Origin of the sequence: Bradyrhizobium sp. STM 3562, assembly GCF_045571435.1 — a bacterium.
Lineage (GTDB): Bacteria > Pseudomonadota > Alphaproteobacteria > Rhizobiales > Xanthobacteraceae > Bradyrhizobium.
The window spans coordinates 7,452,827-7,472,737 of record NZ_CP120694.1 but is presented as its reverse complement, the minus strand read 5'-3'; the positions used below and the strand labels follow the sequence as shown (position 1 = coordinate 7,472,737).

The following is a 19,911-nucleotide window of genomic DNA, read 5'->3' as shown; positions in this document are numbered from 1 at the left end:
CACATCGCCGAAGTGTTTCGCCGATACTGGATTGCCGCCGGGGCAATGGGCGGAAAATACGAGTTCTTAGCACGCAAAGGAGAGGGTTCATGGACGAACAGGTACGCGAGCGATTCGAAATCCCCAAGGAAATGCGCGCCATGGCCGAAGCCAGCGTCGAGCAGGCCCGTAAGACCTTTGAGAGATTTCTGGAAAGCGCGCAGGCGACCGCGGGTTCGCTGGAAGAGCGCGGCGCCACGGTGAGGGCCGGGGCCAAGGACATCGGCGCCAAGGCCATCGCCTATGCGGAAAAGAATATGCAGGCCTCGCTCGACTACGCGCAGTCGCTCCTGCACGCCAAGGATCTCGCCGAGGTGATGCGGCTGCACAGCGAATATGTTCAGGCCCAGATGCGGGCGCTGACGGAGCAGGCGAGCGAGATGGGCCAGATCGTCAGCCGCGCCGCGATGGATGCCGCTAAACCTAAAGTCTAAGGCCCGCGATATCTCGCGCGGTTCCTAGGGCATTAAAAAACCGAGTGTTTTCAAAGGCCCGGCGCATCAGCGTCGGGTCTTAAAATTTGGCGTCGCACCTTAAATTGCATTGCGATGCACAAAATTGACATTATATGGCGCTTCATTGGGCAAGCCCGTTGAGGGATCTCCACCGCGTGATCCAATTCGACGTACCCGGCGTCTTGGCCGCCGGGCGCGCTTAAGAGGGTCACTCGCTTCATCTCCGCCGCGAAGGAAGCATGCCATGACCAACGCCACCGATCCGTTCTCCGCCTCAATCATTCCGTTTGAAGTTCCCGAGCAGGTACGTGCGTTCGCCGAAAAGGGCGTGTCGCAGGCCCGCGACAATTACGCCAAGTTCAAGGATGCAGCCGAGACCCACAACAGCACGATCGAGGCTGTATTCACCAGCGCGAGCAAGGGCGTAAGCGCCTACACCGCCAAGCTGATGGAGTTCGTGAAGGCCAATACCACCGCCAACCTGGACTTCGCCCAGGATCTGCTCGCCATCAAGTCGCCCTCGGAGGCGATGGAGCTCTGGACCTCCCACGCCCGCAAGGCGTTCGAGACCCTGTCGGCCCAAACCAAGGAGCTCGTCGAGCTGACGCAGAAGGTTGCGGCAGAAACCGCCGAGCCGATCAAGCAGAACGCCGCGAAATATTATAAGCCCGCCGCCTGATTCCTACGCGGGCTGCTGGCCTCGGACTTGAATTGTTTAGGGTGTGCGTATCCGAGACCGGCGACGGCTTTTTGATTTGGAGAAAAACCCGGGCGATCCGCCCGGGTTTTGCTTTCGGCGAACAAGTGTCGGCAGGTCAAATCTGCCCTCGTTACGGCCTTGCCAAAATAGGCCGTTGCACCTAGTTTCCGCCCCGTCCGGCCCCCGGAGGCCAGGACAAGGATGCAGTTGTAGCTCAGTTGGTTAGAGCGCCTGACTGTGGATCAGGAGGTCGGTGGTTCGAATCCACCCAACTGTACCACGGCATCTGAATTACCCCACATCTTCAGCAACTTACCGATAGACCAGACCTATTTGCGCGCCTAAAAATACAAAAGGCGTTACGCATGGTCGCGTTGGGTCGAGCTAAGGCCGGTCGGTGGTTCGCCCGTAGGGGTAAGCGCGATATTTGAAATCGGGGTGGCCGGCCTGCGGAGAACGGTAGGTCCATCCAAAAGGGAGCCCAAACTGCGCGCACGGGCCGCCTAGCCAAATGAGCCGGTGGCCGATAAAAAACGAGGATGCAGACCTTCTTCCTCGCCATGATCATCGCCGCCCTGTCGGGTTCAGCGGCTCTGGCTGATCCGGCCAACCGCACGAAGCTGAACTACGCCACACCTCGTGATCGGCTTCCGCCCTTGAAGAGCGCTGCCGCCAATCCCTGTGCCGCGTTCGGTGCTGGCTTTGTGAGAGTGGCGGGCACCGATACCTGCGTGAAGGTCGGAGGTGCGTTTAGCGTTGATGTCGGCGGCGCCGCCAGGGCGCGATGAGTCCTCGAACGCGTTGCCACCGTCCTCAGCGCAGCGGACAGAACTCCGATGGGCCTGCGTGGGTGCCCTTATGCCCGCTCTAAAGCGCGATGAGATTGAGTTGAATCTCATCGCGCTTTACAGGTGCGTTCCGCCAACTGTGGCGGCATTCGGGCAAAGGCTCACGGGCGCCTTGTCGGCCGCATGTGTTGCGTGATTGCTCGACCCGATCCGCTCTGCTCGAGCGGCGTTCGATTTCACGCCGCCTCGCTTGTAGCCGTTATGGCAGGCATGGTGCGTCCGATCGTTTCTCGCTCGAGACATCGACGCGCAAGCGTGCGAGCCAACGTCGAATGCGAGCGGTGCGAGTTCCACCGATTGTTGTAGCAAAGCCACGAACGTTGAAGTTCGCGCGAGGAACCTGCAGGCGCGCTTGCGAAGCCTTCGGGCTTCACCCACAATTTCTGTTGCGCGCTCTCAGGGGAAATTCCATGTCCGTTATTTCGCACCCGAGGCTTCAACTCGCCATGCTGCTTGCCGCCGGGCTTGTGGCTTCGATGGCACCGACGAGCGGCTACGCTTACTCGCTGGAGCAGCAGCAGGCCTGCACCCCTGACGCGTTTCGTTTGTGTAGCTCCGAGATTCCCGATGTCGAGCGCATCACAGCCTGCATGATCCGCAACAGATCGCAGCTTTCGCCGGAATGCCGGGTGTTCTTCAAGCACGGTCGCGAAGCCGGCGAAGTCGATCCGTCCAGCAGGCCGAGGTTACACAGGATCAAGAGGTCAAGGGCGGACGCGAGCTAAACCCGCTCAGCGCGATCGACGATCGATCTTGCGCGGGCGCGAGATAACTCCTGGTATCCTGTTGCCCTTGTCACGCCACGTCTCGCAAGAGCGCGGACTCGTTTTGTTCGAAAGAGCGGCGCCTGCCGGTTTTGCAAGGCCGCGACATCGCTTGCGAAATCCCGTGCGGGCGGTGCAGGAGCGCCTCTTGGTCCGCGACAACCAGTGCGTGTGCGAATGGCCTGTTGATCGCTGCTTCCAGCCGGTGTGACTCAAAAGCCAATCGTTTCGGCAATGAGTGGTTTCGCCTTAAATGGTGCCATATTTTTCTTTCGCGAATCAACGCGCTGATTCATTTTTGGCTTCTGGGGTCAATCTGGAGGCCAAGGGTATGAACGTTATTGTTTTTGCATCACGTAAAGGCGGCTCGGGAAAGAGTACCCTGGCCGCACATCTCGCCGCGCAAATTAAGGCGAGCAAGCCCTGTCTGTTGATCGATGCGGATCCGCAAGGCTCCTTGACGTTGTGGCACAAGCTGCGCGGCACCAACGAGCCGCCGATCAAGGCGGCCATCAATTCTGTGACGGGTATCGTTGCTGCCGCAAGGCGCGACGGAGTCGAATGGGTTCTCATCGACACGCCGCCGAACACCTCGGCTGTTGTCGAAGATGCCATCAAGAACGCCACCATGGTGATCATCCCGGCGCGGCCGGGCGTGTTCGACGTCAACGCGGTGCAGGAAACGATCCAGACCTGCCGCGCCGCGCGCAAGCCCTACGCCGTGGTGCTGAACGGCGCGCCGGCCCGCCGCGACGATGCCGAAAGCCCGATCGTGACCATCGCACGCGAAGCGCTCGCCAAATTTCGCGCGCCGGTGTGGGGCGGCCAGATCACCAACCGCGCCGACTTGCTGATGGCGCTCGGCCATGGCGAAGGCGTGCGCGAATATTATGCGGAAGGGCGTGCAGCGGCGGAGATCGCACGGCTCTGGGCTGCGATCGAGCGCTCGGTGAAGGCCATCCGCGGCAGCGCGTCCGCCAACGGCACCATGCACAAGCAGGCGGCGTAATTTCGCCGCCTCGCCCTGACGAGTTACAGAGAACGCGCGGTCCCCGCGCGTTTAGCTTGTTGAGTGCCGGCTCGCATCCCCAAAACGGGGCAGGCCTACGCCACCATCAGCATGTAGAAAACGATCACCGGCGAGAGACAAATGATCGCCGACCAGATCCCAAGCGCCCAAAGAATGTCTTCGGTCGTGAAAGCCTTCGGCTCGCGAACCGGGTTGTCCTGCCTGTTCATAACGCCCCCGCGTTTTTGTCTTTATGGGTTCGTCATATGCGACAGGCGTTAAAAAACGGATGTGCCTTCGTTTTCGATTTCGGCGCGGTCGCTACCGCGGTTTAACCAACTGCACGCCGTGCGCGTTCACGACCTGAGCAGGGTGGTAAGCGCGAGCACGGGCGCGAGGCCGAGCAGCAGCGCCCAGAAGCCGAACGTTGCCACCACCACAAGGTCTCGAACCGTTTCCTGGCGCGCGATGAATTTTCGCGAGAACGTGTCAGTGCTCATGTTTCCCCCGGCCTTTGGTTTTTGTTTTGGCCGGGAGATTCATACACGCGAGATTTTAAGCAGGCCGCAGCGCGCTCGATCGCCTTGCCGCCGTGCTGCTCACCTCACATTAACCAGACCCTTTGCGCTTGTGCTTGCGCTTGCGAGGACGCGGCGGGCGATTTCACGTTCGAGGCGCACTGCGAGTTCGCCGCTGACCTCCACGATGGGCGAGCGCACCTGCGCGCTGTCGATCAGTCCCGTTCGCCACAGCCAATACTTGGCAGGCGCGGGACTGGGCTCTGCAAACAGCAGCCGGGTCAAGCCGGCCACATGCTCCCAGGCCGCGTTCGCCGCCTCGTGCCGGCCCGCCTTCAGTTCCGTGCGCACGGCTGCAAAGGTCTCGGTTTCGACATGGGCAGAGAGCAGGATCGCGCCATCGGCGCCATCGCACAGCGCGTCGTAATATTGCGCATCGTCGCCGGTCAGCACCCGAAATCCGGCGGGCCTGTCGCGCAGCAGTGCGATCGATTGCGCGCGCTCGGCGCAACAATCCTTGAGGCCGACGATGTTGGGGTGTTCGGCAAGCGCGAGCAGCGTCTCGTTGGCAAGGCCGACCGCGGTTCGGTAGGGAATGTTGTAGAGCACGACGGGCCACGAGGCGTGATCGGCGAGCGCGGCAAAATGCTGCTGCAGCCCGCGCTGCGACGGGCGCAGGTAATAGGGACTCGAGATCAGATAACCGTCGATCGGCCATGCTGCCGTCTCGTCGAGCCTGTCCAGCATCTCGGCCGTCGATGCGCCGGCGAGGCCGAGGCAGATGGGGAGATAGCGTCCCGTCTGCTCCAGCGCCGTCCGCACCTGGTGCACGAGCTGCTCGAGTTCGTTTGGCGAGAGCAGCAGGCCTTCGCCCGAGGTCGCCGCCAGGATGAGTCCGTCGACCGGTCCTGCAGCGTAGTGCCGCACCATCCGGAAGAGCGAAGCCTGGTCGATCCCGCCATCGCGGAACGGCGTGATCAGGGGCAGCCAAAGGCCCTCTAAGCGGCTTCCAAGGTCGTTCATAGTCCATCTCCTTGAGGTTGAGTGCCGGAGACGGAGCAATAAAAAACCCCGCAGCTCGCGGCGGGGTTGTCGGATCGGTGTGGCGTTACGGTCTAGCGCGCGCGTCGATCGGAGCTCCCCGGATGGGGAGCTTTTTTCGACTGCATATTTCTGCACGAATTTGCGACCATGCACGAATGATGAAGGCGACGTGTCCAACTGTCAACGGCGGCCAATTGCGTCACCGACATTGTCGTGTCACCTGAAATCGTCTGTCACGAAATCTTGTGCAGATGAGTAAATGAAAAGAAGCCGGGCTCGAGCGAGCCCGGCTTGAGGTATTGGCCACGTGAGGCCGACACAATCACCTTCCAAGAGGGATTACTGAGCGTTCGCGCCACTGGAGGAGGGGGACAAATGCGCAACGCGAATGCTCAGCGTAGAAACATTATGGTCCCCGCCACCGCCTGCCAGCAAGCATTGAGGTCGCATGTCAGACATGCGCAAAATCAGGACGGCCAGCGCTGCGCTTTGCTCACGACAAAGTCACGGAACACCTGCACCCGCGCCACTGTCTTCAGCTCTTCCGGATAGACAAAATAGGTGTCGAGCTGGATGGAATCGGACTCGCCAAACAGTTGTACGAGCCGATTATTGTCTTCGACCAGATAATCCGGCAGCGCAGCGATCCCGAGCCCCTGCTGACAGGCGCGGACCAGGCCGAGAATGTTGTTCACCTTGAAGAAGGCCTCGCGCGGCCCGCTTCCGTTGCGACCTGCTTCCACGAGCCAGTTGCGGTTCTGCAGATGCGGCGCGACCTGGCCGTCGGAGAGCGTGATGATCCGGTGCGAGTCGAGATCATCGAGCGTGCGCGGCGTGCCGAAGCGCTTCACATATTCGGGCGAGCAATAGGCATGGAAGCCGATCGAGAACAGCTTGCGCTGGATCAGGTCCGGCTGCGTCGGCTTGCGGGTGCGGATCGCGACATCCGCCTCGCGCATGGAGAGATCCAGCTCCTCGTCGGTCACGATGAGCTGGATCCGGATCTCCGGATAGAGCGCGGTGAACTCGCCGAGCCGCGGGATCAGCCAGTTGATGCCGACGCCCGGCGTGGTCGTGATCTTCAGATCGCCGCTCGGGCGCTCGCGGCTGTCGGTGAGCTTGGCGCGCGCCGCCTGCAACTGCATGAAAACATCATGCGCGGTGCGGAACAGAAGATCGCCCTGCTCGGTTAGGATGAGGCCGCGTGCATGGCGATGGAACAGTGAGACCGAGAGCTCCTGCTCCAGCGCACTGACTTGGCGCGATACAGCCGACTGCGACAGTCCGAGCTGTTCGCCGGCATGCGTGAAGCTGCCCGCTTCCGCCGCTGCGTGAAACACCTTCAGCTTATCCCAGTCCATATCGCTAAATCCGTCTCGTGTCTTCGCCATGTTCGTCTTCATTCCGCCGCGGCGCGCTCACTGGCCCGCAAGGCCAGAAAGCGCTCGGCTTCAAGGGCGGCCATACAGCCGAGGCCGGCGGCCGTGACCGCCTGCCGATAGGTTTCGTCGGCCACGTCGCCGGCGGCGAACAGGCCCGGCACGGACGTGGCGGTCGAGTTCGGCGCCACTTCAACGTAACCTGACGGTTTCAGCTTGACCTGGCCCTGGACGAGTTCGGTCGCGGGCGCGTGGCCGATGGCGATGAACACGCCATCCGCGCGCAATTCTTTGAGCGCGCCGGTTTTCACGTTTTTCAACCTGATATGCGTGACCTTGGCGGGGTTTTCCTCGCCGCAGATCTCGTCGATGACGCTATCCCAGACCACCTTGATCTTGGGATGCTTGAACAACCGCTCCTGCAGGATGCGCTCGGCGCGGAAGTGATCGCGCCGGTGCACGATCGTGACCGTGGAGGCGAAATTGGTGAGGAACAGCGCTTCTTCGACCGCGGTATTGCCGCCGCCGACCACCACCACGTCCTTGCCGCGATAGAAGAAACCATCGCAGGTCGCACAGGCCGAGACGCCAAAGCCCTTGAACTTCTCCTCCGACGGCAGGCCGAGCCAGCGGGCTTGCGCGCCGGTGGCCAGCACCACGGTCTCGGCGAGATAGACGTCGCCGCTGTCGCAGGTCAGGCGGAATGGCCGCCGGGTCGTCTCCAGCTTGGTAACAAGATCGGTGACGACCTTTGTGCCCACATGGCGCGCCTGCTTCTCCATCTGCTCCATCAGCCAGGGGCCCTGGATGACGTCGGCGAAGCCCGGATAGTTCTCGACATCGGTGGTGATGGTGAGCTGCCCGCCCGGCTGAATGCCCTGGATCAGCACCGGTTCCAGCATGGCGCGCGCCGCGTAGATCGCCGCCGTGTAGCCGGCCGGACCGGACCCGATGATGACGACCTTGGCATGAATGGGCGCGGACATGAGGCGGATATCTCTTGCGATGCGGGGTTGATCAGCACTTGAGCGGAAGAGCGCCAGGAACGGCGTCGCGGCAGCGCCGAAAGTGTCAAATCCAAGTCTAGGACATCTGGCAAGCTATGCAAGAATTGCAATCCAACTCGGCGAATTTTCCCTTCACGAGCCCGAGATTGCGCAGTGCACGCGCAATAAAATTGCGCAAAGGGCCGAAGCTGCGCTACAGAGTGTTGCCGCCGGCAAGGCCGGCTTTGCGAGTTCCAGGAACCCTAAATCCCGTGTCGAAGAATTTAGACGAGATCGACCTCAAAATCCTGAGCGAGATCCAGGCCGATGGCCGAATCACCAATGTCGAACTGGCCAAGCGCGTAGGTATTTCGCCGCCGCCCTGCTTGCGCCGCGTGCGCACGCTCGAGGAGGAGGGCTATATCCAAGGCTATCGCGGGCTATTGGATCCGGGCAAGCTCGGCTTCGACGTCACCGTGTTTGCATCGGTGCACCTGTCGAGCCAGGCCGATGCCGATCTGAGGGCGTTCGAGGAGTTCGTGCGCGCCGAGCCCCTGGTTCGGGAATGCTGGATGCTGTCAGGCGAGGTCGATTTCATCCTGAAATGCGTCGCCCCGGACATGGCGACGTTTCAGAATTTCGTCACGCACCTGACGGCGGCGCCGCATGTCCGCAACGTCAGGACCTCCTTGGTGCTGCACAATTCCAAGTACGACGCCGCCGTGCCGCTGGAGCTCAAGACGCGCGGGTGACGGCCTGTCGCTCAAGGCGCCGGCCTCGATCCGAGTGCGTCAGCTTTTCCTGCCCATCATTGCGTCGAGGCTGATCGGGCCGCCGCCCGCGGTTGCCAGAAACAGACAGGTGAAGCAGAGCGCAATTGCGAGCGAGCCGCCATTGATGACGGGGAAGAAGCTCCTCGGGAAATGTTCGATGAAATAGGCGAAGGCCATCTCACCCGCCAGAATGAATGCGACCGGTCGCGTGAACAGGCCAAGCAGCAGCAGGCCGCCCAAGATCAGCTCGATCGTGCCGGCGGCTCCAAACAACGACACGAGCTGGACCTTCGCAAAAGGCGAGTCCGGCGGGAATTTGAGAAGCTTGGCAACCCCGTACTGAAACAGCAACAGTCCGGTGATGAAACGCAACAGGCTGAGCGCCTGCGGCTGCCATTTTGAAAAGATCTGGTCCATGTCGGTCATCCCCTGTTTGACATGTGCGAGCTAAGCAGTAGCGCAATCGCGGCTGCCGGTCATCGGTCTGCCCCCGTCGAGGCCTGCAAATTCAACCGTTCCGACCACTGCGTCGGCCACGACACTTGCCAAGTGAGGCAGTTGCTGATTGCGGCGCAGCAAAAAAGCCGCGTTGAGACGCGGCCTTTGCAGGAGAGCGTGGCGATGATGCGCGATGACGCCCGGTTACCGCCACTCGACCTTGGTGATCTCATAGGCCTTGGCGCCGCCAGGCGTGTTCACCTCGACGGAAGCACCTTTCGCCTTGCCGATCAGCGCGCGCGCGAGCGGCGAGGTGATGGAGATTTTGCCCTTCTTGGCATCGGCTTCGACTTCGCCGACGATCTGCCACACCTGCTTCTTCTCGGTGTCCTCGTCCACCAAGGTGACCGTGGCGCCGAATTTGATGGTGTCGCCGGAGAGTTTTGAAATGTCGATCACATCGGCGCGCGCGAGCTTGTCCTCGAGCTCAGCGATGCGGCCCTCGTTGTGCGACTGCTCTTCCTTCGCGGCGTGATACTCCGCATTCTCCGACAAGTCGCCATGCGAACGGGCTTCGGCGATATGTTGGATGATGCGCGGACGGTCCACCGACTGGCGTTGCTTCAACTCGTTCGACAGCGCGGCATAGCCGACCGAAGTCATTGGAACCTTTTCCATCGTCTTTTCTGTCCTTCAGTCATGCGGGAACCATCGCAGGCCCGCATGAGACGCATTTTCATCAGAATGGCCCGTACCTGCGACGCGGCGCCGGACCCTTCCCCACTCGGAGCCGAAACAAAACAGCCGCGTGGCCGGGAGGTTCCGGCCAACTTCGCCTTTGCTACCAATCACTTAGCGGGGCGCCCGACCCGGCCAGCAATCAGGTTTCGGAAAAATAGCTCTGCAGCGTACGGACCTCAAGGTCCCCATCGCGGTAGGCTCGGACGCCCTGGGCCGCCGCAACGGCGCCTGAGAGAGTGGTGTAATAAGGCACTTTATGCAAGAGGGCAGCGCGCCGCAGCGAGCGGCTGTCGGCCAGCGCCTGCGGGCCCTCCGTGGTGTTGAAGACGAGCTGGATGTCGCCGTTGGTAATGGCGTCCACGATATGCGGCCGCCCCTCCAGCACCTTGTTCACCTTTTCGGCCGGAACGCCGCGGTCCGAAAGGTAACGCTGGGTTCCGGAGGTCGCCATCACCTTGAAGCCGAGCGAGTGCAGCAGCCCCACCGCATCCGTGATTCGGTGCTTGTCGCTGTCGCGCACCGAGACGAACACGGTGCCCTTGCGCGGCACGCGGGTTCCGCCGCCGAGCTGGCTCTTGGCGAAGGCCACCTCGAAGGAGCGATCGAGGCCCATCACTTCGCCGGTGGAGCGCATCTCCGGCCCGAGCACGGTATCGACGCCGGGGAAGCGGGCGAAGGGGAAGACGGATTCCTTGACGCCGACATGCTTGAGCTCGCGCTTCCTCAGTTTGAAGTCGGCGAGCTTCTCGCCGGCCATGATCCTGGCCGCGATCTTCGCCACCGGCGTGCCGATCACCTTGGCGACAAAGGGCACCGTGCGCGAGGCGCGCGGGTTGACCTCCAGCACATAGATCTCGCCGTCCTTGATCGCATATTGCACGTTCATCAGGCCGACCACGTCCAGCCCAAGCGCGAGTTCGCGGGTCTGCCGCTCGAGCTCAGTGAGGGTCTTGGCATCGAGCGAGTGCGGCGGCAGCGAGCAGGCGGAGTCGCCGGAGTGAATGCCGGCCTCCTCGATGTGCTCCATGATGCCGACGACAAAGGTATCCTTGCCGTCGCAGAGGCAATCGACGTCGATCTCGGTGGCGTCGGACAGATAACGGTCGAACAGCAGCGGGTTCTTGCCGAGAACGGTGTTGATCTGCCCGGTCTTGTCGTTCGGATAGCGCGCCTGAACATCGGCCGGCACGAGTTCCGGCAGCGTGCCGAGCAGATAATCGGAGAGCTGGCCCTCGTCGCGGATGATCTGCATGGCGCGGCCGCCGAGCACGTAGGAGGGGCGCACCACTAAGGGAAAGCCGAGATCGGCGGCGACGAGGCGCGCCTGTTCGACCGAATAGGCGATGCCGTTCTTCGGCTGTTTCAGATGCAGCTTGTCGAGCACGCGCTTGAAGCGGTCGCGGTCCTCGGCGAGGTCGATCGCATCCGGCGAGGTGCCGAGGATCGGCACTTCGGCGGCTTCCAGCGCCCGTGCGAGCTTGAGCGGCGTCTGGCCGCCGAACTGCACGATCACGCCGGCAAGCGTGCCGCTCTTGCGCTCGGTCGCGATGATCTCGAGCACGTCTTCCGAGGTCAGAGGCTCGAAATACAGGCGGTCGGCGGTGTCGTAGTCGGTCGAGACCGTTTCCGGATTGCAGTTGATCATGATCGACTCGAAGCCCACGTCATGCAGCGCGAAGCAGGCATGGCAGCAGCAATAGTCGAACTCGATGCCCTGGCCGATCCGGTTCGGACCGCCGCCGAGAATGACGACCTTCTTCTTGTCCGACGGCGCGCTTTCGTCGCTCGGCTGGCCCGCGAAAGGCGCCTCATAGGTCGAATACATATAGGCGGTCGGCGAGGCGAACTCGGCCGCGCAGGTGTCGATGCGCTTGAAAACGGGGCGAACGTCGAGTGCGTGACGTTTTGCCCTGACCTCGGCCTCGGTGGTCTCGCTCAAGACCGCAAGGCGCGCATCGGAAAAGCCCATCGCCTTCAGCATGCGCATCGCATGAGCGTTATCAGGCAGGCCGTGCTTGCGGATCTTCTGCTCCATCTCGACGATGCCGCGCATCTCCGAGAGGAACCATGGATCGATCTTGCAGGAATTGAAGATGTCCTCGTTGGACCATCCGAGCCGCATCGCCTGCGCCACCTGCAGGATACGGTTCGGCGTCGGCGTGCCGAGCGCGGCGCGGATCGCGTTCTTGTCGTCGCCGCGCCCCAAGCCCCCGATCTCGATCTCGTCGAGGCCGGTGAGGCCGGTCTCCAGGCCGCGGAGCGCCTTCTGCAGGCTCTCCTGAAAGGTGCGGCCGATCGCCATCACCTCGCCGACCGATTTCATCGAGGTCGTCAGCGTGGTCGAGGCACCCGGAAATTTCTCGAACGCAAAGCGCGGAATCTTGGTGACCACGTAATCGATGGTCGGCTCGAACGAGGCCGGCGTTGCCCCGCCGGTGATGTCGTTGGCGATCTCGTCGAGCGTGTAGCCGACCGCAAGTTTCGCGGCGACCTTGGCGATCGGAAAGCCCGTCGCCTTCGAGGCGAGCGCGGAGGAGCGCGACACCCGTGGGTTCATCTCGATCACGACCATGCGCCCGTCGACCGGATTGACGCCGAACTGCACGTTGGAGCCGCCGGTCTCGACGCCGATCTCGCGCAGCACCGCGATCGCGGCATCGCGCATGATCTGGTATTCCTTGTCGGTGAGCGTCAGCGCGGGCGCCACCGTGATGGAGTCGCCGGTGTGCACGCCCATCGGATCGAAGTTCTCGATCGAACAGACGATGATGCAATTGTCCTTCTTGTCGCGCACCACCTCCATCTCGAACTCTTTCCAGCCGAGAACGGATTCCTCGATCAGAACCTCATTGGTGGGCGAGGCATCGAGGCCGCGCTCGATGATGTCGAGAAACTCTTCCTTGTTGTAGGCGATGCCGCCGCCGGTGCCGCCCATGGTGAAGGAGGGGCGGATGATCGCGGGCAGGCCGACGTCGTTGAGCGCCATCAGCGCCTCGGCCAGCGCCTGCTGCTGGTAGCGCTTGCGCCGTTCGCCCTCGCCGAGCGTCCATTGCCGCTCGAACTCTTCAAGTTCCGCCCCCGAGAGCTTGGCGCGGTCGGCCAGATATTTGTCGCGATCTGCCTTCTTGAGAGCGGAGGCGTTGGCCAGCCGCGATTTCGGTGTCTGCAGGCCGATCTTTTCCATCGCGTTGCGGAAGAGCTGGCGGTCCTCCGCCTTGTCGATGGCATCGGCGGTGGCGCCGATCATCTCGACATCGAATTTGGCGAGCGTGCCTTGGCGGCGCAGCGACAGCGCGCAGTTGAGCGCGGTCTGACCGCCCATCGTCGGCAGGAGCGCGAAGCCGCCGGGAATGACGTGGCGCTCCTTCTCGATGATCCTCGCGACGATGTCGGGCGTAATCGGCTCGATATAGGTCGCGTCCGCCAGTTCCGGATCCGTCATGATCGTGGCCGGATTGGAATTGACGAGGACGATCCGATAGCCTTCCTCCTTCAGCGCCTTGACCGCCTGTGTACCCGAATAGTCGAATTCGCAGGCCTGGCCGATCACGATCGGGCCGGCGCCAATGATCAGGATGGTGGAGATGTCGGTTCGTTTGGGCATCAAGTCTCGCGAGGCTTTGGATAGGCACAAAAAAAGGGCGCGCCTGTCGCGCGTCCCTTACAGCCAAGGCGCGTGGTCGTCGCGCGCGGCTGGTCTTTAGACCAGTTTCTGCAGCCGCGAAAGGGCTTTGAGCCGCCCGTCAACCGGCAATTTTATAAAGTTTGAGCCGTTCCCGCCGCCTGCGAAGCAAAAGCACCGCCAGCGAAGCGGCAACGCTGGCGCCTCCGACGAAGCCCAGATCGGTTGGGCCAAGGCTGGAGAGCGCGACACCGCCCAACGCCCCGCCGATCGCAAAGCCGAGGTACATGAAGGAGGCGTTGAGCGACACGACGATGCTGGCAGCCTTCGGCTCGATCCGGATGATGCTTGCGATCTGGGCCGGATAGAATCCCCAGCCGCAGATGCCCCAGCAGAACATCATCAGGAGCACGATGATGCGGGCATGGTCGGGACTCGCGAATTTCAGCGCGGCCGAGAGCAGAATCAGTGCCGTCGCCATGCCGGCGAGACCGAGCGTGGCGGTTGGCTCGTTGCCAAGCCGGTCGGCGAGATGGCCGCCCATGATGTTGCCGATCGCAGCCGCCGAGCCGAAGACAAAGAGAGCCAGACCGATTTCCGACGCGGCGAAGCCGATCCCGCGCAGCGGGATTGCCAGATAGGTGAACACGGTGAGACCGCCGATAGCCCAGAGCGTGGTGGTCGCCAGCGCATAGAGCATGTCGGGGTGCCGCGCCACCGCAAGGCGTTCGGCCAGCGTCCCCGTGCCCGTGGGCAGTCCGCGCGGCAGGCGCAGCAGGAGGCCTGCGAGCGCAATCGCACCTAGCGCGGCGACCATGACGAAAGTGGCGCGCCAGGCGATCTGGTTGCCAATCATGGTACCGATCGGCACGCCAACAACAGTCGCGACCGTCAGGCCAGAGGTGACCAGCGCCACCGCGCGGCCGCGCCGTTCGGGCGGCGCGATCGCAACAGCGACGCCGAGTGCGGTCGGCGTGCATAGCCCAGCGCCGAGCGCCATCAGAATGCGGGATGCCATCAGGACAGGAAAGCTGGGCGCGACGACGGCAAGAAGGTTGCTCAGGATGAAGCAGCAGAGCGCCAGTGTCAGCACCGTCTTGCGGTCGACGTTATTGAACGTCACCGCAAGGATCGGCGAGCCCAAGGCATAAGCGAGCGCGTAGGCAGTCATCAGTTGCCCCGCGGCGGGGGCAGAAATCTGCAGGTCGGCGGCGATGGCCGGCAACAGCCCGGCGATCACAAAGGCCTCGGTGCCGATCGCGAAAGCCGCCAACGCCAGCCAAAACACGCTCATGTCGCCCCCGGATAAGTGGATTCGAAGTTCAATGATTGTTGAACTACTGGACGCCTCTGATGTTGTCAATTGGTTCAATAACCATTGAACATTGCGGCCAATATTGTTTATGTCTGGGGCATGAGCCGGGCCCCGCTGCACCCCACGCGCGAACAGATCGAGCTGCCGATTGTGCTGGATTGCCTCGGCGATCCCACCCGGCTCGCGATCGTCTACAATCTCGCCAAGCACGATGAGAGCGCGCAGGAACTGCGCTGCGGCGACTTCAATGCCTTCAGCGGCAAATCGAACCTCGCCTATCATTTCGCGAAGCTGCGCGAAGCGGGACTGGTACAGACCCGCATCGTAGGAACCACGCGCTATATGCGGCTGCGCCGTAAGGATCTGGACGCGCGTTTCCCCGGGTTGATCGATGCGATCATCACGTCCGCCGCCCGCGATGCCGAGCGACTGCAATTCCCTGAATGCGAGCTGGTCGCCGCCGACTGAGCGCCAGCAAGAGGCAGCCTTCGCTCACTTCGTTACGACGGAGTAGGGCTGGCTCGCCCAGCCGTAGCTCGCGAAGCGAACGAGAAATCGAGATTTACGGATGGAGCCCGCCTCCGCCCTTCGGGCTATGGCGAGGCAGCCTTCGCTCACTTCGCTACGACAGAGTAGGGGCTGGCTTGCCCAGCCGAAGCTCGCGAAGCGAGCGAAGGCTGGAGGCCCGGCCTGGATTTGAACCAGGATAAAGGACGATGCACCGCCCTCGCGTTGACGCGTTCCGCCACCGGGCCGCAGCGATCATCGCCGATCCAGCCGGAGCCCGCTACCCTAACCGGACATTAACCCTAATGGGCGTGATCAGGTCCGCGCCAAGGCGTGGTGCGCGACGAACGTCATGCGCCAGGGGTTGTGGCCGATATTGTGGCCGGCGCGCGTAGCGGAAAATCCGCGTTTGGCGAGTTTGGCGATCATGTCGGCCTCGCTGTAGCGCTGCAGCCCGACGCGTGAGCGCAATTGCCGATAGTCCGACAACGCCGTCGCCAGCAGCCCGATCAGAGCATCCTTCAAGAAGCCGTGCCTCGCCGCAAAGCGCAGCAGCGCGTAGACATCCATGGGCATGCCGACCTCGGGACGGAGCACATCGCCGATGACCAGCCGCCCTGATGGTCTGAGCAGCTTGCGAACGACGTCGAACGCGGAATCCAGCTCCTCCGGCGTCATGTACTGGACCACGGAATTCATCACCACCAGATCGACGGAGTTTTCCGGCATTTTGCGCACGTCTTCCAGCGAGCGCACCCGGATCTTGGTGTTTGGGGCAAAGCGCGCGATCAGCCGGCCACGCACGCCCGGCGCCGGCTCGGCGAGGATCAAGAGGCCACAGGCTTCCGCCACCTTGGCGGCGAACAAGGCCTCGCCGCAGGAATAGTCCAGCACCACCTGATCCTTCGCGGTGATGTAGCCGATGATGTCACGCGCAATCAGTTTGAAATGCAGGTCGCGATGCCGCTTGCTTGCATAAATCGTATGCGTGGAATCGTAATAATCGATCCAATCTTCCATGGCGTCTCGAAGTTCGGGAATGTGAGTTCCTGTCACGGAACCGGCGTATGCATGATGCGTTAACGGGTTCGCCCACCCGTGTCCATCGCCAGGTCCCAACAGCAGGTCCTAACAGGAAGGTGTAACGTGAGCAAAGCCAAGCAAGATAAAATATCGCCCGATCTCGACACCCCCACCGACATGCCGAAGGAAGCGGTTGAGAAGATTTCGGCAGCCCTCAACACGCTGCTGGCCGACGCCTTCGCGCTTTACCTCAAGACCAAGAATTTCCACTGGCATATCAGTGGCCGACATTTCCACGACTATCACGTGATGCTGGATGAGCAGTCGGACGCGATCTTCGCGACCACCGACCAACTCGCCGAGCGCGTGCGCAAGCTCGGCGGCATCACGCTACGCTCGATCGGTCAGGTGTCGAGGCTGCAGACCATCAAGGACAACAACGACGATTACGTGCCGCCGCGCGAGATGCTGCGCGAATTGATGGAGGACAACAAACACATCGCGGCCGCGATGCGCAAGGCGCACCAGCTATGCGACGAAAACGAGGATTCCGGCACCGCTGGCCTGCTTGAGACCTTCATCGACGAGACCGAGCGGCGCACCTGGTTCCTGTTCGAGGCCAGCCGCCAGGAAGGCAGCAACGCGGCCTAGGGCAGGGTGTCTTAGCGAAACAGAAGCCTCCCTCGTCCCGGCCAAGCAAGCGCGGAGCCGGGACGACGGCGGTCTTGCGAGAGCATGATCCGGAAAAGTGTGAAGCGGTTTTCCGAAAAGATCATGCTTAAACCAGAATCTGAAGCGCGATGGCGATTTGACCTAATCCCATCGCGCTTTAGCGCCTCCACAGCCGCACCAGTGGTCCGTCTTTACCCATCACCGGATCCGTCTCCGGTACGCCCACTTGCGGGATCGTCTTCAAGGCTTTGGCGTGATTCTCCGGTGTGGGACGGGTGATCTCCATCTTCTGTCCGGGCGGATAGGCGCCGACCACGGAAAAGTCGCGGCTCGCCAGGATACATTGATGGCCCGTACCGGCCGGAAGGACCACGACGTCGCCGGCGGAGACCTCGATCTCCTTGCCGCGGTCGCCGCCGAAGCGCACCCGCGCATGTCCCTGCGCAACGCCCAGCGCCTCATGCGCCGTCGAGTGATAGTGCAGATAGCCGAAGATGCCGTTGCGCCACATGTCGCCCCAGCGATTGGCGCCGAACAGTTCCTCGATGGCGCGCTCGGGCTCCGCTTTGACCACGTCGACGGCATGCTTGTAGATCAGGAACGGCAGGCGATTGTTCGGAACGAGCCCGTCGTCCTGAAAGGCGATTGTGAGTGGCTCGATCTTTTCCTTGACTGCCATGGCTCGGCTCCAGCGAAAGACCATTCGCGGCGTCAACCCGAAGTCGGGTGCCGATGTTCCACCGGACCAGTCGTAGGTTTCAGAATGCCGATTCTCTTGCACCGTCATTCCGGGGCGATGCCAACGGCATCGAACCCGGAATCTCGGTGAGCGTCATGGGAGGATCGCCGTGTCCGGCCTTGACTAGCGCGGAATGCTCTGGATAGCGCAGTCAGGGTGATTGACGCTACCGTTGCGCGGTGATGGGGTGATCCCGGGTTGGAGCGGGCAACGGGGCATCAGAATGACCAGCGATTCTCAGCTGCGCGAGAAGCGCTTCGGAAGATCGAGGCGTTGTTCGTGGGTGCTGGAACTGCTGGTGAGCGCCTTGCGGCGGAAGCTGCGCTGCAGCGGGTGCGCGCCCGGGTCGAGGAGCTGGCGCGTCACGATCCGCCGATCGAGCAGCAATTCTCACTTCCTGACCAATGGTCGCGGCATCTGTTTCTGGCGCTTTGCCGCCGGTACGGGCTACGGCCGTTTCGTTACCACCGCCAGCGACGCAACACGGTGATGGTCCGCGCGTCGCGGGGCTTCGTCGACAAGATTCTGTTGCCGGAGTTCACCGAGCTGGAGAGGGCGCTGCAAGTCTATCTACACGAGGTGACGCTGCGCGTGATCCGCGAGGAAATCTATGACGACACCAGCGACGCGCAGGAAGTTCCAGATGCTCTGCCGTCGAACTGATCAGGCGGCGAGCTTTGTCTCCGAACCATCGCGCTCGGCCTTCCAATTCCACGGCAGCAGCGTGTGCAGCTGATTGATCTTTGTGCGTCCAGAGACGATGCGCTCAAGAACGTCGGTCAGATAGTGCCGTGGGTCGATATCTTGCAGCTTTGCCGAGTTGATGAGCGACGCGAGAATGGCCCATGTCTCGGCGCCGCCTTCGCTGCCCGCGAACAAATAGTTCTTCTTTCCAAGCCCTATCGGCTTGATGCTGCGCTCGACCGTATTGTTGTCTATTTCAATGCGTCCGTCATCGATGAAGCGCGTCAGGCCGTCCCAGTGGTTGAGGGTGTAGCGGATGGCTTTGCCCAGACCGGATTTCTTCGAGACTTCCAGCAGCCGCGCCTCGAGCCAGGGTTTGAAGTCCTCGATCAACGGCCTGGTATCGCTTTGCCGCACTGCAGCCCGATGCGCCGCCGGCAGACCGCGGATGCGATCCTCGATAGCGTAGAACATCGCGATCCGTTGCAGCGCTTCCGCGGCAATCGGCGACTTGGTCGCGACGTGAACGTCCCAGAACTTCCGCCGCGCATGCGCGAAGCAGAACGCCAGCTGCATCAGACGGCCGCCGCTCTTGATCAGGCCCTTGTAGGCGGCATAGCCATCGACCTGCAGGATGCCGTGGTAGTCCCCGAACAGCTGCTTGGCGCGGATCGCCTTGCGATCCTCGGCAAACACGTAGACCACCGCCGGCGGTGCCGGGCCGCCCCACGACCGGTCATCGATGGCGATTGCCCAGAACTGGCAGACTTTGGTCCTGCCACGGCCGGGATCGAGAACCGGCAGCGGCGTCTCATCGGCAAACAGCCGTGGATAGGACATCATCGTGTCGCGCAACAGCGCGTGAAGCGGCTTCAGCCACCAGGCAACGCGGCCCATCCACGAGGCCAGCGTCTGCCGGTCGAGCGTGATGCCTTGCGCGGCGAACATCTGTTCCTGCCGATACAGCGGCAGCTGGTAGCCGTATTTCATCACCGCGATGTGGGCCAGCAAGGCTTCCGTCACCATCCCGCCATCGATCGCCTGGGCCGGCGCGGGTGCCTGCAGCACACCCTGGCGGCATCCCCGGCAGCCGTACCGCGGACGCACAATGCGCTTGACCCGGTACTGCATCGGAATGACGTCGAAGGCTTCCTTGACGGTCTCCGCGATCTTGTGCAGCCGCTCGCCGCAGCAGGGGCAGATGTGGCTCTCGATATCGATCACGACATCGATGCGCGGCAAATGCTCCGGGAGCGTCCCCGGTTGCGTCGCGCCGGTCGCTTTCCACGGCCCTCCGCTCCGTCAGGCAGCCTGCCTCCGGTCACGTCGTCGTTGGCGGCACGAGCCACCTGTGCCGTGATGGTGAAGAGAGACAGTTGTCCGGGATCCAGTGTCTCGGAGCGGGGACCGAAGATCGTGCGCTGGTACTGGGACAGGATCATCAGAAGCTTGTCGTTCTCCTGGACTGCAGCGTCGCGTTGGGCGATCGCCGCATCACGCTCGGCCGAAAGCGTGCTGCATTCCGCCGACAACGCCGCAAGCCGTGACGACAGCGTCGTCACGGTTTGTCGAAGCAATGCTGGATCGGAAGGCAAATCACTCATGCAGAGTGGTTCTACAACAGCTCCGCATGAGTGACGAACTACTTTGATACG

Annotated in this window: 20 protein-coding genes, 2 tRNA genes and 1 pseudogene; 10 read left to right on the top strand and 13 right to left on the bottom strand. The window is 62.3% G+C overall.

Annotation, left to right across the window (positions count from 1 at the left end):
- Nucleotides 1-89: 89 nt before the first annotated feature.
- From P6U23_RS34570 to P6U23_RS34545, 6 genes are all read left to right on the top strand, one after another.
- A complete protein-coding gene (locus P6U23_RS34570; protein WP_407176779.1) occupies nt 90-473 on the top strand; it encodes a phasin in 384 nt (127 codons plus the stop codon).
- A gap of 265 nt (nt 474-738) precedes the next feature.
- A complete protein-coding gene (locus tag P6U23_RS34565) occupies nt 739-1,173 on the top strand; it encodes a phasin (RefSeq protein ID WP_407176778.1) in 435 nt (144 codons plus the stop codon).
- A gap of 224 nt (nt 1,174-1,397) precedes the next feature.
- Nucleotides 1,398-1,474: transfer RNA gene (locus P6U23_RS34560), tRNA-His, on the top strand.
- Between the two features lie 259 nt (nt 1,475-1,733).
- Complete coding sequence (locus tag P6U23_RS34555) at nt 1,734-1,982, top strand: porin (protein WP_407176777.1); 249 nt, start codon at nt 1,734-1,736, stop codon at nt 1,980-1,982.
- Nucleotides 1,983-2,452: 470 nt separating this feature from the next.
- Nucleotides 2,453-2,767, top strand: a complete 315-nt coding sequence (locus tag P6U23_RS34550) for a hypothetical protein (RefSeq protein ID WP_407176776.1) — start codon at nt 2,453-2,455, stop codon at nt 2,765-2,767.
- A gap of 370 nt (nt 2,768-3,137) precedes the next feature.
- The gene (locus P6U23_RS34545; RefSeq protein WP_407176775.1) at nt 3,138-3,815 is read left to right on the top strand and encodes an AAA family ATPase; all 678 of its coding nucleotides are present in this window, start codon (nt 3,138-3,140) and stop codon (nt 3,813-3,815) included.
- A 95-nt stretch (nt 3,816-3,910) separates the two neighbouring features.
- On the opposite strand, the gene P6U23_RS34540 is transcribed toward P6U23_RS34545, so the two are convergent.
- From P6U23_RS34540 to trxB, 5 genes are all read right to left on the bottom strand, one after another.
- Nucleotides 3,911-4,045 carry a hypothetical protein gene (locus tag P6U23_RS34540; protein ID WP_407176774.1) on the bottom strand — a complete coding sequence of 45 codons (135 nt, stop codon included), beginning with the start codon at nt 4,043-4,045 and terminating at the stop codon, nt 3,911-3,913.
- Between the two features lie 126 nt (nt 4,046-4,171).
- The gene (locus P6U23_RS34535; RefSeq protein ID WP_407176773.1) at nt 4,172-4,315 is read right to left on the bottom strand and encodes a hypothetical protein; all 144 of its coding nucleotides are present in this window, start codon (nt 4,313-4,315) and stop codon (nt 4,172-4,174) included.
- A gap of 99 nt (nt 4,316-4,414) precedes the next feature.
- Nucleotides 4,415-5,356: a 4-hydroxy-tetrahydrodipicolinate synthase family protein gene (locus P6U23_RS34530; protein ID WP_407176772.1), complete on the bottom strand. Its 942-nt coding sequence runs from the start codon at nt 5,354-5,356 to the stop codon at nt 4,415-4,417.
- Nucleotides 5,357-5,844: 488 nt separating this feature from the next.
- The gene (locus P6U23_RS34525; protein ID WP_024507443.1) at nt 5,845-6,768 is read right to left on the bottom strand and encodes a LysR family transcriptional regulator; all 924 of its coding nucleotides are present in this window, start codon (nt 6,766-6,768) and stop codon (nt 5,845-5,847) included.
- 8 nt (nt 6,769-6,776) lie between these two features.
- Nucleotides 6,777-7,742 (bottom strand): thioredoxin-disulfide reductase, encoded by a 966-nt coding sequence (trxB, locus tag P6U23_RS34520; RefSeq protein WP_407176771.1) that lies wholly within the window; start codon nt 7,740-7,742, stop codon nt 6,777-6,779.
- A gap of 272 nt (nt 7,743-8,014) precedes the next feature.
- On the opposite strand from trxB, the gene P6U23_RS34515 reads away from it, so the two are divergent.
- Nucleotides 8,015-8,494 carry an Lrp/AsnC family transcriptional regulator gene (locus P6U23_RS34515; protein ID WP_407176770.1) on the top strand — a complete coding sequence of 160 codons (480 nt, stop codon included), beginning with the start codon at nt 8,015-8,017 and terminating at the stop codon, nt 8,492-8,494.
- Between the two features lie 39 nt (nt 8,495-8,533).
- Here P6U23_RS34515 and P6U23_RS34510 read toward each other — a convergent pair whose 3' ends face one another.
- The 4 genes from P6U23_RS34510 to P6U23_RS34495 all read right to left on the bottom strand — a co-directional run bounded on the left by P6U23_RS34510 (nt 8,534) and on the right by P6U23_RS34495 (nt 14,610).
- Nucleotides 8,534-8,932, bottom strand: a complete 399-nt coding sequence (locus P6U23_RS34510) for a DoxX family protein (protein ID WP_407176769.1) — start codon at nt 8,930-8,932, stop codon at nt 8,534-8,536.
- Nucleotides 8,933-9,157: 225 nt separating this feature from the next.
- Entirely contained in the window at nt 9,158-9,631 is a 474-nt protein-coding gene (gene greA / locus P6U23_RS34505; RefSeq protein ID WP_407176768.1) for a transcription elongation factor GreA, read from the bottom strand.
- A gap of 202 nt (nt 9,632-9,833) precedes the next feature.
- Nucleotides 9,834-13,298, bottom strand: coding sequence for a carbamoyl-phosphate synthase large subunit (gene carB, locus P6U23_RS34500; protein WP_407176767.1), 3,465 nt, complete (start codon nt 13,296-13,298; stop codon nt 9,834-9,836).
- A gap of 139 nt (nt 13,299-13,437) precedes the next feature.
- Nucleotides 13,438-14,610, bottom strand: coding sequence for an MFS transporter (locus P6U23_RS34495; protein WP_407176766.1), 1,173 nt, complete (start codon nt 14,608-14,610; stop codon nt 13,438-13,440).
- A 120-nt stretch (nt 14,611-14,730) separates the two neighbouring features.
- Between P6U23_RS34495 and P6U23_RS34490 the strand changes: the two genes are divergently transcribed.
- Nucleotides 14,731-15,099, top strand: coding sequence for an ArsR/SmtB family transcription factor (locus tag P6U23_RS34490; protein WP_407181687.1), 369 nt, complete (start codon nt 14,731-14,733; stop codon nt 15,097-15,099).
- A gap of 210 nt (nt 15,100-15,309) precedes the next feature.
- On the opposite strand, the gene P6U23_RS34485 is transcribed toward P6U23_RS34490, so the two are convergent.
- Nucleotides 15,310-15,386: transfer RNA gene (locus P6U23_RS34485), tRNA-His, on the bottom strand.
- 67 nt (nt 15,387-15,453) lie between these two features.
- Nucleotides 15,454-16,158 carry a class I SAM-dependent methyltransferase gene (locus P6U23_RS34480; RefSeq protein WP_407176765.1) on the bottom strand — a complete coding sequence of 235 codons (705 nt, stop codon included), beginning with the start codon at nt 16,156-16,158 and terminating at the stop codon, nt 15,454-15,456.
- A 126-nt stretch (nt 16,159-16,284) separates the two neighbouring features.
- Here P6U23_RS34480 and P6U23_RS34475 point away from each other — a divergent pair, with 126 nt between their 5' ends.
- Complete coding sequence (locus P6U23_RS34475; RefSeq protein WP_407176764.1) at nt 16,285-16,812, top strand: Dps family protein; 528 nt, start codon at nt 16,285-16,287, stop codon at nt 16,810-16,812.
- 178 nt (nt 16,813-16,990) lie between these two features.
- Here the strand turns inward: P6U23_RS34475 and P6U23_RS34470 are convergent, their stop codons facing one another.
- Complete coding sequence (locus P6U23_RS34470) at nt 16,991-17,512, bottom strand: cupin domain-containing protein (RefSeq protein ID WP_407176763.1); 522 nt, start codon at nt 17,510-17,512, stop codon at nt 16,991-16,993.
- Nucleotides 17,513-17,851: 339 nt separating this feature from the next.
- On the opposite strand from P6U23_RS34470, the gene P6U23_RS34465 reads away from it, so the two are divergent.
- Nucleotides 17,852-18,235 carry a hypothetical protein gene (locus P6U23_RS34465; RefSeq protein WP_407175592.1) on the top strand — a complete coding sequence of 128 codons (384 nt, stop codon included), beginning with the start codon at nt 17,852-17,854 and terminating at the stop codon, nt 18,233-18,235.
- Here P6U23_RS34465 and tnpC read toward each other — a convergent pair.
- Nucleotides 18,236-19,860: pseudogene (gene tnpC / locus P6U23_RS34460) on the bottom strand (IS66 family transposase).
- Between the last annotated feature and the right edge of the window lie 51 nt (nt 19,861-19,911).

Coding starts and splice junctions, on each gene's coding strand:
- P6U23_RS34555 (WP_407176777.1), top strand. CDS start 1,734: ATGCAGACCTTCTTCCTCGCCATGATCATCGCCGCCCTGTCGGGTTCA.
- carB (WP_407176767.1), bottom strand. CDS start 13,298: ATGCCCAAACGAACCGACATCTCCACCATCCTGATCATTGGCGCCGGC.
- trxB (WP_407176771.1), bottom strand. CDS start 7,742: ATGTCCGCGCCCATTCATGCCAAGGTCGTCATCATCGGGTCCGGTCCG.
- P6U23_RS34525 (WP_024507443.1), bottom strand. CDS start 6,768: ATGGCGAAGACACGAGACGGATTTAGCGATATGGACTGGGATAAGCTG.
- P6U23_RS34565 (WP_407176778.1), top strand. CDS start 739: ATGACCAACGCCACCGATCCGTTCTCCGCCTCAATCATTCCGTTTGAA.
- P6U23_RS34490 (WP_407181687.1), top strand. CDS start 14,731: ATGAGCCGGGCCCCGCTGCACCCCACGCGCGAACAGATCGAGCTGCCG.
- greA (WP_407176768.1), bottom strand. CDS start 9,631: ATGGAAAAGGTTCCAATGACTTCGGTCGGCTATGCCGCGCTGTCGAAC.
- P6U23_RS34570 (WP_407176779.1), top strand. CDS start 90: ATGGACGAACAGGTACGCGAGCGATTCGAAATCCCCAAGGAAATGCGC.
- P6U23_RS34530 (WP_407176772.1), bottom strand. CDS start 5,356: ATGAACGACCTTGGAAGCCGCTTAGAGGGCCTTTGGCTGCCCCTGATC.
- P6U23_RS34480 (WP_407176765.1), bottom strand. CDS start 16,158: ATGGAAGATTGGATCGATTATTACGATTCCACGCATACGATTTATGCA.
- P6U23_RS34540 (WP_407176774.1), bottom strand. CDS start 4,045: ATGAACAGGCAGGACAACCCGGTTCGCGAGCCGAAGGCTTTCACGACC.
- P6U23_RS34535 (WP_407176773.1), bottom strand. CDS start 4,315: ATGAGCACTGACACGTTCTCGCGAAAATTCATCGCGCGCCAGGAAACG.
- P6U23_RS34545 (WP_407176775.1), top strand. CDS start 3,138: ATGAACGTTATTGTTTTTGCATCACGTAAAGGCGGCTCGGGAAAGAGT.
- P6U23_RS34550 (WP_407176776.1), top strand. CDS start 2,453: ATGTCCGTTATTTCGCACCCGAGGCTTCAACTCGCCATGCTGCTTGCC.
- P6U23_RS34510 (WP_407176769.1), bottom strand. CDS start 8,932: ATGGACCAGATCTTTTCAAAATGGCAGCCGCAGGCGCTCAGCCTGTTG.
- P6U23_RS34495 (WP_407176766.1), bottom strand. CDS start 14,610: ATGAGCGTGTTTTGGCTGGCGTTGGCGGCTTTCGCGATCGGCACCGAG.
- P6U23_RS34470 (WP_407176763.1), bottom strand. CDS start 17,512: ATGGCAGTCAAGGAAAAGATCGAGCCACTCACAATCGCCTTTCAGGAC.